The organism is Ferrovibrio terrae (assembly GCF_007197755.1).
Taxonomy (GTDB): Bacteria; Pseudomonadota; Alphaproteobacteria; order Ferrovibrionales; family Ferrovibrionaceae; genus Ferrovibrio; species Ferrovibrio terrae.
The window spans coordinates 2886448-2898004 of sequence record NZ_CP041636.1 but is presented as its reverse complement, the minus strand read 5'-3'; the positions used below and the strand labels follow the sequence as shown (position 1 = coordinate 2898004).

Below are 11557 nucleotides of genomic sequence, written 5' to 3'. Positions count from 1 at the left end.
TTAAGTCTGCTGAAGCCTTGGCTGCGCCCGGCCACGTCGTTTACAGTCCGCCAAAGGAATGCCAACGGAGCCGGCGATGCAGACGATTTTCGTGATGATGAAATGCGAACTCGGCCACGCCTATGACGTGGCGGTGAAGGCCGTGGAAGAGGTCGAGCAGGTCTCTGAAGTGCATTCCATTTCCGGCCAGTATGACCTGATGATGAAATGCTACCTGCCCGACGGGCAGGACATCGGCCATTTCGTGGTCAACAAGCTGCAGACCATCACCGGCGTGAAGGACACCTTCACGATGATCACCTTCAAGGCCTTCAACTAATAAACGACTGATCGGCGCGGCCAGTCTTCAGCGCGCGGGCCGCGGCGCGACCTGGCGCGGTGCCGAACCGATGGTGCTGCCGGTCGAGGGCGCCACGGTCATATCGACCTTCGAGCCATACAGCGTCGAACGGGTGATCAGCACCGAGGCGACACGGTCGCCACCAGACGACAAAAAGGTCAGCTGGCTGGTTTCAGCGCGCACGACAGCCACTTCGGTCCAGCCGTAATTGGCCATTTCCCGGCGCACGAAATCGAACATCGCATCCGATGACGAATTGACGCTGTAGGACAGGCGGCCGATCCAGCGATCGCCCTCGCCCAGCACGATGGTGCGGTTGGCATCGAGCGAATAGCCTTCGGGAAGCGCCACACCGGCGATCTGCGTCGGCGGGCCGCTGCCGGCCTTGTTCTGGTCTGACGTCTGGTTGGCGCTGCTGTTCCAAACGGAGGAGCACCCCGCCAGGCCCATCAACGCCACCGCGAGCACGAGAACCCTCGTAAACGGGCCATATCCTTGGCTTACAAAGGTCATCAGCGCGCGTCATCCCCCCGGCGAATCGGTAAGTCTTTTGTTTACCATAAATGCCCGGGCAAGTCGCCTTTGCGTTGTCCCGCACTCGTGCGCCGTGCCCGTCATGATCGAATGACGAGACTCCATCTTGTCGCGACCCGGAATTTATTTTATACTTAAAACAATTATCGTGGGCCACGCTTCCAGGGCAAAGGAGCGTTCGTGAACCAGCAGTCCAGGGGATCCATGACAGCCAGCCGGGCCTCCACAGGCGATTTCGCCAACCGGCATGTGCTGGTGACCGGCGCCAGCCGCGGTATCGGCTGGGCGATTGCGCAGGCTTTCGCCGCGCGCGGCGCGCGCCTCAGCCTCGCCGGCCGCGATGCCGCCCTGCTGGAACAGCGGCGCGCAACGCTGAACTCGCTGGGCGGACCGGACCACACCGCCTTTTCCGCCGACCTCAGTGATGCAGACGCCGCCACCGCCATGGTGCGCCACGCCGTCGCCGCGCATGGTCCGGTCGATATCCTGGTCAACAATGCGGGTACCGGCGTCAGCCAGCCCTTTGCGAAGATGACCGCCGAGCACTGGAACCAGATGCTGGCCGTCAATCTCTCCAGCGTGTTCCACGTCACCCGCGCCGCCATCGACGACATGCTGCCGCGCAAACAGGGGCGCATCATCAATGTCGCCTCCACCGCCGGCCTGACCGGCTATGCCTATGTCGCCGCCTATGTCGCGGCCAAGCATGGCGTGGTCGGCCTGACCAGGGCGCTGGCGCGCGAATACGCCACGGCCGGTATCACCGTGAATGCGGTTTGCCCCGGCTATGTCGATACCGACATGACGGCTGGCACCATCGAGACCATCGTGAAGAAAACCGGACGCTCGGCCGAAGACGCCCGCGCCGAACTGGCCAAGGGCAACCCGCAGGGGCGCCTGATCCAGCCCGAGGAAGTGGCCGATGCCGTGCTGTGGCTCGCCGGCGCCAACGCGGCCTCGATCACCGGCCAGGCCATCGCTATTGCCGGGGGAGAAGTAATGTCATGAGTGAAGTGCGCCAGCCTGCACCGGCGAATGACCGCGAAACCTCGACGCACCGCGACGACAAGCTGGAACTGCGGCTGTGGCTGCGGCTGCTCACCTGTTCCAGCCTGATCGAACAGAATGTGCGCGGCGCGCTGCGCCTGCAGTTCGATACGACGCTGCCGCGCTTTGACCTGATGGCACAACTCGACCGCGCGCCCGATGGGCTGACGATGAGCGAACTTTCGGCGCGCATGATGGTGTCGAACGGCAATATCACCGGTCTGGCCGACCGTCTGGTCGAGGAAGGCCTGGTCAAGCGCACGCCGTCGCAGCGCGACCGCCGCTCCAGCCATATCAGCCTGACCCCGGCCGGCAAGAAGGCCTTCGACGCCATGACGCCGGTGCATGAAGGCTGGGTCGACCGGATGATGGCAGGCTTGAGCCGCCAGGACATGCAGCAGCTGTTTCAGCTGCTGGGAAAACTGAAGCAGTCGGTGCACCAGAACGCCGTCGACGCGGACCAGGGAGAGACGAAGTGAGCAAGTTCGCGAAGGATTTCAAACCGAAGCATTTCGGCTGGTCGGTCGAGGGCAAGGTCGCGACCGTCACGCTCAATCGCCCCGAGCGCAAGAATCCCCTTACCTTCGAATCCTACGCCGAGCTGCGCGATACCTTCCGCGCGCTGAATTATGTCGAGGACGTGAAAACCGTCGTGATCACCGGCGAAGGCGGCAATTTCTGCTCCGGCGGCGATGTGCATGAGATCATCGGGCCGCTGGTGAAGATGAAAGAGGCCGGCGATATGGCCGGGTTGCTCGCTTTCACCCGCATGACCGGCGATCTGGTGAAAGCGATCCAGCATTGCCCGCAGCCGGTGATTGCCGCCGTCGACGGCATCTGCGCCGGTGCTGGCGCGATCCTCGCCATGGCGTCTGATCTGCGTATCGGCACGCCGCGCACCAGGACGGCTTTCCTGTTCGTGCGCGTCGGCCTCGCCGGCGCCGATATGGGCGCCTGCAACATCCTGCCGCGCATCATTGGCTCGGGTCGGGCCGCCGAACTGCTTTATACCGGCCGCAGCATGAGCGCCGAGGAAGGCGAACGCTGGGGCTTCTACAACCGGCTTGTTGCGCCTGAGCAGGTGCTCGGCGATGCGCAGGCACTCGCCAAGGAACTCTCCGACGGGCCGACGTTTGCGCATGGCATCACCAAGACCTGCCTGCACCAGGAGTGGTCTATGGATCTGGATGCCGCCATCGAGGCCGAGGCGCAGGCGCAGGCGATCTGCATGCAGACGCAGGATTTCGCCCGCGCCTACCACGCCTTTGTCGCCAAGCAGAAACCCGTCTTCGAGGGCAACTGAGATGGCGGACAAAAGCTATCTCGGCTGGCCGTTTTTCGAGGAACGCCATCGCGCGCTCGCCGCTGAACTGGAAATCTGGGCGAAGAAATACGCCAGCCACCATGACGAGAGCGAAGATGTCGACGCGGTCTGCCGCGGCTTCGTCGCGCGGCTGGGCGCGGCCGGCTTCCTTGGCCTCACCGTGCCGAAGGATGGCGGCGGTAAGTATGACAGGCTGGACGTGCGCTCACTCGCGCTCGCCCGAGAAATCCTTGCCTACCACCATGGTTTGGCCGACTTCTCCTTCGTGATGCAGGGGCTCGGCTCCGGCCCGATCAGCCTGTTCGGTACTCCGGAGCAGAAAAAGCGCTGGCTGCCCGGCGTGGCCGAAGGCACGCGGATTGCGGCTCTTGCCATGTCCGAGCCCGATGCCGGGTCCGATGTCGGCGCCGTCAGCACCGTGGCTGTCCCGGACGGTCAGGGCTATCGCCTGAATGGCGTGAAGACCTGGATCTCGAATGGCGGCATCGCCGACCAGTATACCGTTGTCGCCCGCCTCGGCGATGCACCGGGCGCGAAGGGGCTTGCGATCTTCGTGGTCGAAGCCGGTACGCCGGGCTTCCGCGTGGCCGAACGCATCGATGTGATCGCGCCGCATCCGCTGGGCAAACTGGAATTCAGGGATTGCCTCATTCCGGCCGGCAACCTGATCGGCCAGCCCGGCGAAGGCTTCAAGATCGCCATGAGCAATCTCGATGTCTTCCGCTCCACCGTTGGTGCTGCCGCGCTCGGCTTTGCAAGGCGCGCGCTGGATGAAGCGCTGAAGCGCGTGCATGAGCGAAAGGTGTTCGACCAGAAGCTCGCCGATTACCAGCTGACCCAGGCCAAGATCGCCGACATGGCGACCGAGATCGACGCCTCGGCCCTGCTGATCTATCGCGCCGCCTGGACCAAGGACCAGGGCGCGGCGCGTGTGACACGCGAAGCCTCGATGGCCAAGATGTATGCCACCGAAGCGGCCCAGCGTGTGATCGATGCCGCCGTGCAGCTCTGGGGCGGCCTTGGCGTCACCCGTGGCGTGATGGTGGAGAGCCTCTATCGCGAAGTGCGTGCGCTGCGAATCTATGAAGGCACCACCGAGGTCAACAAACTGGTGATCGCCGGCCAGACCTATGCAGCTTATGCAGCGGAGCAAAAGGGGCAGGTATGAAAATCCTCGAACCGCTCAAGCTCAATGGCGTGATCCTGCCGAACCGCATCGCGGTGCCGGCGATGGTGACGCGGCTGTCAGGCGAGGACGGCTTCGTCAATCAGCCGATCATCGACCGCTATGTGCGCTATGCGCAAGGCCATGTCGGGCTGATCGTGGTCGAGGCCACCGCCGTCCATTCCAACAAGTCCGGGCCGCTGCTGCGCATCTCAGACGACGAATTCATTCCCGGCCATCGCGAACTGACCCGCCAGGTGCATGACACCTCCGACAGCAAGGTCGTGCCGCAGATCATCCATTTCCTGAAAGTGGCGCGCTCGGGCTGGCGGCAGACCATCGACAGCCTGTCGGAAGAAGATATCGAACGCATCATCGAGGAATTCGGCCAGGCCGCGGCGCGTGTCCGCGCGGCCGGCTATGATGGCGTCGAGTTGCACTCGGCGCATGCCTATACGCTGTCGTCCTTCCTGTCGCGCCGCAATCCGCGCCGCGACGGCTACGATGGCCGCACGCTGGAAGGCCGCCTCACCATGTTCGGCCGCGTCATGCAGAGCGTGCGCAAGCATGTCGGCCATGACTGGACCGTCGGCGTGCGTTTCCTCGCCGAAGAGGCGATCAAGGAAGGCTATACGGTCGAGGACGCCAAGCTGATCGCGCTGCGCATGGCGCAGCTCGGCGTGGACTACATCTCGCTCTCGGTCGGCGGCAAGTTTGAGGATGCCGTGCATCGCGAGGGCCAGCCGCTCTACCCTTACACGGGCTATTCCGGCGACCGCTGCATGCCGGGCGACTGGTATCCGCCCCTGCCGCACGCCCATATGGCGGCGGCCATCAAGCAGTATATCAATACCAAGGGCTATACCGTGCCGGTGATCTCGGTCGGCAAGATCAGCGATCCGCTGGATGCCGAGCAGCTGCTGCAGAGCGGTCAGGCCGACATGATCGGCATGGCGCGCCAGCTGCTGGCCGATCCCGACTGGGTCAAGAAGGTGGAAGACCAGCGCAGCGGCCAGATCGTGCGCTGCATCTACTGCAACGTCTGCAAGCAGCTGGATGAGAAGTTCAAGGAAGTGACCTGCTTCCTCTGGCCCAAGGGCCTCAGCCAGGCACCCGCCGATGTCACCGACGGCGATGCGCCGCGCTGGCCCGAGGCCGGCGCCGGGCTCACCGCCACTGTCGAAAAGGGCCAGGTCAAACTGGCCTGGAACAAGGCCGTGGCCGGCAGCACCGAGATCGCCGGCTACAATGTTTACCGCGCAGAGGATGACGGCGATGCCCATGTCACCGAAGCGGTGAAGTCGACCAAGCATGCCGACAAGGTGGTGCTGGGCGGCCTGCGCTACACCTATTACGTCCGCGGCCATGATGCCGCCGGCCGTGCAACACCGCCGTCAGATGCGGTGCGTATCGAAATGCCCTTGCCGTTCGCCGAACCTGCGTCGTCGTCCTCTGAGGTTCGTCATGTCCCGCACTGATCACGTTTTCGAGCCGTCCGCCCACACCGACACTTTCGCCCGCGACCATCTGCCGCCACAGGAGCAGTGGCCGGTCATGCTCTGGGACACGCTGCCCGAGCTGAAAGCCTATCCGAAGCGCATGAACTGCGCCCGCGAACTGCTCGACAAGCAGGCTGCCATTCACGGCGACCGGCCGGTGATCCATTACAACGACGAGGTCTGGACTTACAGCAAGCTGCTGGAGACCGCCAACCGCATCGCGCATGTCCTGGTGCAGGATTACGGCATCAAACCGGGCAACCGCGTGATGCTGCGCTCACCCAACAATCCGATGTATGTCGCCTGCTGGTTCGCGGTGATGAAGGTCGGCGCCATCGCAGTTGCCACCATGCCGCTGTACCGCTGGCGCGAACTCACCTTCATGACCGAGAAGGCCGAGATCGAACTGGCGATCTGCGACTGGCGCCTGCGCGACGAGATGGAAACGACCCTGAAAGAGTCGAAGCACCTTCAGCGCGTCAGTTACTTCTATGGCGAAGGCATCGAGGACTCGCTCGAAGCCCGCATGGCCACCAAGCCGGCGACATTCGATACCCTGGATACGGCCTGGGACGATGTCTGCCTGATCGCCTTTACGTCAGGCACCACCGGCCCGGCCAAGGGCTGCATGCATTTCCATCGCGACGTGCTGGCGATCTGCGACACCTTCAACCGCTATGTGCTGCGGCCGACCAAGGACGATGTCTTCACCGGTTCGCCGCCGCTCGCCTTCACCTTCGGTCTCGGCGCGCTGGTCACATTCCCGATGCATGTCGGCGCGAGCACGGTGCTGGTCGAACAGTACAATCCGCAGAAGATGCTGGAGACGATCCAGGCCAAGAAGGTGACGGTGCTGTTCACCGCGCCGACCGCGTATCGCGCGATGATCGACATGGCGAAGGACTACGACATCTCCTCGCTGAAGAAAGGCGTCTCGGCCGGCGAGACCCTGCCGCTCGCGACCTATGAGGGCTGGCACAAGGTCTCGGGCGTGAAACTGATCGACGGCCTGGGCGGCACCGAGATCCTGCATATCTTCATCACGTCTGAAGGCGACGGTATCCGCCCCGGCGCCACCGGCAAGCCGATCCCCGGCTACGAGGCCGCGATCTTCGATGCCGACGGCAAGCCGGTGCCGCCCGGCACCGTCGGCCGCCTCGCCATCCGCGGGCCGGTCGGCTGCCGCTATCTCGACAACCCGGAACGCCAGAAGGCCTATGTGCAGAACGGCTGGAACTTCACCGGCGACGCCTACATGTGCGACGAGGACGGCTACTACTGGTACCAGGCGCGCGCCGACGACATGATCGTCTCCGCCGGCTACAACATTTCCGGCCCCGAAGTGGAATCCGTGCTGCTGCTGCATCCGCAGGTGCAGGACTGCGCCGTGGTCAGCGCCCCCTGCTCCGAACGCGGCCAGGTGGTGAAGGCCTATGTGGTGCTGCGCGACAAGGCGCTGAACACGCCAGCCACCGTGAAGGCGCTGCAGGACTTCGTCAAAGCCGAGATCGCGCCTTACAAATATCCGCGCCAGGTCGAATTCATCGATGCGCTGCCGCGCACCGAGAGCGGCAAGGTGCAGCGTTTCGTGTTGCGCAAGAAGGCGGCCGAGAACGAGCAACGGGGCTGATCAGCCAGGCGCGCAAAAGTGCAAGTTTCCCTCCCCTGCGTCCATTGGCTGCCGTGAGGGAAGGGCTAAGGTGTTGCGAGGCAGGAACTTGCGCCAGAGCGAGCTCCGACATGCATAATAATGCTTGCGGGGTCCGGAACCGGCACTATAGTACCTACTCGATACGAAACGGAGGAAATGCCGCAGAGTCGCTTTTTCAGCGACCGGGCCAGGCCGCAAGGCCTTTGACCAGCAGCATAAATCCGCCGTCACACCGCTCGCCGCTGCAATCAGGCGAAGGTCGGTTTGGACGTATCGTGCAGGCGTAGAGTACAGTTGCGTACCGGGGCATGCGCCGTCTCCTTCAGGGCGGCGGCAGGGGCCATAACAGGAGAAGCAGTGGGCCGGAGCAGTCCGGCACCGTGCAGGGAGAGGAGACCATCCATGAAATTTTCGACGTTGCTCAGCCTGACCAGCGCACTGGCGCTCGCGTCTGTGCCCTTCGTGGCCGGCGATGCCGCCGCCCAGGCGAACAAGAAGATCAAGATCGGCTTCGTCACCACCCTGTCGGGCCCGAATGCCGCGATCGGCGTGGACATGAAGAATTCCGTCGAACTGGCGGTCGAGCATCTCGGCAAGAAGATGGGTGGCATCCCGATCGAGGTGATCTACGAAGACGACGAGCAGAAGCCTGAAGTCGGCAAGCAGAAGACCGAAAAGCTGATGCAGCGCGACAAGGTCGACTTCGTTGCCGGCTACATCTGGTCGAACGTGTTGCTCGCCTCCTACAAGACGGTCACCGACGACAAGACCTTCCTGATCAGCGCCAATGCCGGTCCCTCGCCGCTCGCTGGCGAACAGTGCAATCCCTACTTCTTCGCGGCGTCGTGGCAGAACGACCAGAACACCATGGCCGCCGGCGAACTGCTGAACCAGAAGGGCATCAAGTCGCTCTACATCGTGGCGCCGAATTACGCTGCCGGCCAGGACATGGCCAACGGCGTGAAGTCCACCTTCAAGGGCCAGGTCGTCGGCCAGGACATGACCAAGTGGCCTGACCAGCTCGACTTCTCGGCGGAAATCTCGAAGATCCGCGCCGCCAAGCCGGGCGCCGTCTTCGTGTTCTTCCCGGGCCGCGCCGGCGTGCAGTTCTTCCAGCAGTACAGCCAGGCTGGCCTGAAGAAGGACGTCCCGCTCTACACGACCTTCACCGTCGACGCGATCACGCTGAAGCTGCAGAAAGACCTGACGCTGGACACCTACCAGACGCTGTGGTGGGCGCCGGATCTGCCGTATGCCGCCAACCAGAAGTTCGTCGGCGAGTTCAAGAAGAAGCATAAGGACACGCCGTCTTTCTATGGCGCGCAGTCGTACGACACGATCAACCTGATCAACTCGGCCGTGATCGCCACCAAGGGCAACATGAAGGACAAGGACGCGGTGCGTACCGCTCTGAAGGCCGCCAAGTTCGACTCGGTGCGCGGCCCGATGAAGTTCGGCAACAACCACTTCCCGATCCACAACGTGTATCAGCAGGAAGTCTACAAGGTGTCGGACACCGAGTACGACATCCGCACGGTCAGCACGGTCTACAAGGACCTGGTTGACCCGTATGCGTCCAAGTGCGCGATGAAATAATCGGCATTTGACCGATCAAATGGCGGGGCGCCGGCTGCGGCTGGCGCCCCATCCATATCTGGGCTGAACGCGTCACACTTCGATTGCCTCGCTAAGTATTTCATGCTTAAAATATCTCAACGGGGGACTCCCAAGGGCTTGCATAAGAAACTGCGTATTGCGGGGCATCATCCGATGCGCCGTGCAGATGGCATGTCACTGAAGGAGACACGAACGATGCGTTCCGCTTTCAAAACTTTCGCCCTGCTCTCTACCGCGCTTATGGCCGTGCCGTTCATGGCCGGCGATGCCGCAGCCCAGGCCGCGAAGAAGATCAAGATCGGCTTTGTCACCACGCTGTCCGGGCCCAATGCGGCCTACGGGCGCGACATGCAGAACGCCTTCAACTTGGCGCTCGACCATCTCGGCAAGAAGATGGGCGGCGTGCCGGTCGAGGTGATCTACGAAGACGACGAACAGAAGCCCGAAGTGGGCAAGCAGAAAACCGAAAAGCTGCTGCAGCGCGACAAGGTCGATTTCGTCGCCGGCTATATCTGGTCGAACGTGCTGCTGGCCTCCTACAAGCCGGTGCTGGACGCGGATACGTTCCTGATCAGCACCAATGCCGGCCCATCGCAACTGGCTGGTGAAGGCTGCAGCCCGTATTTCTTTGCTGCCTCGTGGCAGAACGACCAGAACCACATGGCGGTCGGCGAGCTGCTGAACCAGAAGGGCATCAAGAAGCTCTACATGGTGGCGCCGAACTATGCCGCCGGCGTGGACGGCACCAATGGCGTGAAGTCGCTGTTCAAGGGCCAGGTGATCGGCCAGGACATGACCAAGTGGCCCGACCAGCTCGACTTCTCGGGCGAGATTTCCAAGATCCGCGCGGCCAAGCCCGAAGCGGTCTATGTCTTCTTCCCCGGCCGCGCCGGCGTGCAGTTCTTCCAGCAGTACAGCCAGGCCGGCCTGAAGAAGGACATCCCGGTCTATTCGGCTTTCACCATCGACGCGGTGACCCTGAAGCTGCAGAAGGACCTGGTGCTCGACACCTATCTGACCTCGACCTGGGGCACCGACCTGCCCTATGCCGCGAACACCAAGTTCGTCACCGACTACAAGAAGAAGTATAACGAGACGCCGGCCTTCTATGGCGCGCAGAGCTACGACGCCGCCAACCTGATTGCTTCGGCCGTTGCCGCCACCAAGGGCAACCTGAAGGACAAGAAGGCGGTCGGCGCGGCGCTGAAGGCGGCGAAGTTCGATAGCGTGCGTGGCCCGTTCAAATTCGGCAACAACAACTTCCCGATCCAGAACGTCTACCAGCAGGAAGCCTACAAGGTGTCGGATACCGAATACGACCTGCGCACGGTCAGCACCGTGCTGACGGCGCATACGGATCCGCATGCCGCCAAGTGCAAGATGTGATGTAAACCGGTGCGTCCCGCTTATTACAGCGGGGCGCACCCTTCGACCAATGAGCGCCCCTTAACACCATGCTGCTGATTTTCGAGCAATTCCTGAACGGCCTGCAGATCGGCCTGTTGCTGTTCCTGCTGGCAGCCGGCCTGACGCTGGTCTTCGGCATCATGGACATGGTCAATCTGGCGCATGGCTCGCTCTATATGATGGGCGCCTATTTCGCCGCCGTTTTCACCGAATGGACCGGCAGCTTCTTCCTCGGTGCGGCACTGGCGCTGCCGGCCGGCGCACTGCTCGGCATCGCCGTGGAAATGATCGCGCTGCGCACGCTCTATACCCGCGACCATCTCGACCAGGTGCTGGCCACCTTCGGCCTGATCCTGTTCTTCAATGAACTCGCGCGCCTGATGTTCGGCGCCGGCGGCATGACCATCCAGACGCCGGACTGGCTGCAGGGCCAGATCCTGATCCTGCCCGGCCTGCCCTATCCGTCGTATCGCTTCCTGATCATCCTTGTCGGGCTTCTGTGTGCCGCCTTCCTCTATGTGCTGGTGCAGCGCACGCGGCTCGGCATGCTGATCCGCGCCGGTGCGTCGAACCGCGAAATGGTCGGCGCGCTCGGCATCAACATCAAGCAGCTGTTCACGCTGGTCTTCGGCCTCGGCTCGGCGCTGGCGGCCCTGGCCGGCCTGATGGCCGGACCGGTCACCACCGTACAAATCGGCATGGGCGACAACATCCTGATCCTGGCGCTCGTCGTGATCGTGATCGGCGGCATCGGCTCGCTGCCCGGCGCCTTCATCGCCGCGCTGGCCATCGGCATCATCGACACCATGGGGCGCGCGTTCCTGCCCAACATCCTCGGCAGCTTCCTGTCGCCGTCGGAAGCCAGCACGCTGGCCACCGCGCTGTCGTCGATGCTGATCTATATCCTGATGGCCGCCGTGCTGGTGCTTCGTCCCGCGGGCCTGTTCCCCGCACCCGGCCGCTGAGGAGTCTG

11 protein-coding genes are annotated in these 11557 nt (G+C 63.1%); 10 read left to right on the top strand and 1 reads right to left on the bottom strand.

The genetic code is table 11. The features are described 5' to 3' along the window. Positions 1 to 76 precede the first annotated feature (76 nt). Positions 77 to 319, top strand: a complete 243-nt coding sequence (locus FNB15_RS14075; RefSeq protein ID WP_144069310.1) for an Lrp/AsnC ligand binding domain-containing protein — start codon at positions 77 to 79, stop codon at positions 317 to 319. A 27-nt stretch (positions 320 to 346) separates the two neighbouring features. Here the strand turns inward: FNB15_RS14075 and FNB15_RS14070 are convergent, their stop codons facing one another. Next, complete coding sequence (locus FNB15_RS14070; protein WP_144069309.1) at positions 347 to 853, bottom strand: hypothetical protein; 507 nt, start codon at positions 851 to 853, stop codon at positions 347 to 349. 225 nt (positions 854 to 1078) lie between these two features. On the opposite strand from FNB15_RS14070, the gene FNB15_RS14065 reads away from it, so the two are divergent. From FNB15_RS14065 to FNB15_RS14025, 9 genes are all read left to right on the top strand, one after another. Then, positions 1079 to 1882 (top strand): SDR family NAD(P)-dependent oxidoreductase, encoded by an 804-nt coding sequence (locus tag FNB15_RS14065; RefSeq protein ID WP_144069308.1) that lies wholly within the window; start codon positions 1079 to 1081, stop codon positions 1880 to 1882. After that, positions 1879 to 2400 carry a MarR family winged helix-turn-helix transcriptional regulator gene (locus tag FNB15_RS14060; protein WP_144069307.1) on the top strand — a complete coding sequence of 174 codons (522 nt, stop codon included), beginning with the start codon at positions 1879 to 1881 and terminating at the stop codon, positions 2398 to 2400. Before FNB15_RS14065 ends, FNB15_RS14060 begins: the two co-directional genes overlap by 4 nt. After that, entirely contained in the window at positions 2397 to 3224 is an 828-nt protein-coding gene (locus FNB15_RS14055) for an enoyl-CoA hydratase family protein (RefSeq protein WP_144069306.1), read from the top strand. Before FNB15_RS14060 ends, FNB15_RS14055 begins: the two co-directional genes overlap by 4 nt. Position 3225: 1 nt before the next feature. Continuing rightward, entirely contained in the window at positions 3226 to 4413 is a 1188-nt protein-coding gene (locus FNB15_RS14050) for an acyl-CoA dehydrogenase family protein (RefSeq protein WP_144069305.1), read from the top strand. Continuing rightward, positions 4410 to 5888, top strand: coding sequence for an NADH:flavin oxidoreductase (locus FNB15_RS14045; RefSeq protein ID WP_144069304.1), 1479 nt, complete (start codon positions 4410 to 4412; stop codon positions 5886 to 5888). Before FNB15_RS14050 ends, FNB15_RS14045 begins: the two co-directional genes overlap by 4 nt. Continuing rightward, positions 5875 to 7539, top strand: a complete 1665-nt coding sequence (locus tag FNB15_RS14040) for an AMP-binding protein (protein WP_144069303.1) — start codon at positions 5875 to 5877, stop codon at positions 7537 to 7539. Before FNB15_RS14045 ends, FNB15_RS14040 begins: the two co-directional genes overlap by 14 nt. A gap of 423 nt (positions 7540 to 7962) precedes the next feature. Continuing rightward, the gene (locus FNB15_RS14035; RefSeq protein ID WP_144069302.1) at positions 7963 to 9156 is read left to right on the top strand and encodes an ABC transporter substrate-binding protein; all 1194 of its coding nucleotides are present in this window, start codon (positions 7963 to 7965) and stop codon (positions 9154 to 9156) included. A 216-nt stretch (positions 9157 to 9372) separates the two neighbouring features. Next, the gene (locus tag FNB15_RS14030) at positions 9373 to 10563 is read left to right on the top strand and encodes an ABC transporter substrate-binding protein (protein ID WP_246068692.1); all 1191 of its coding nucleotides are present in this window, start codon (positions 9373 to 9375) and stop codon (positions 10561 to 10563) included. 68 nt (positions 10564 to 10631) lie between these two features. Continuing rightward, positions 10632 to 11549 (top strand): branched-chain amino acid ABC transporter permease, encoded by a 918-nt coding sequence (locus tag FNB15_RS14025; RefSeq protein ID WP_144069301.1) that lies wholly within the window; start codon positions 10632 to 10634, stop codon positions 11547 to 11549. The last annotated feature ends 8 nt before the right edge of the window (positions 11550 to 11557 follow it).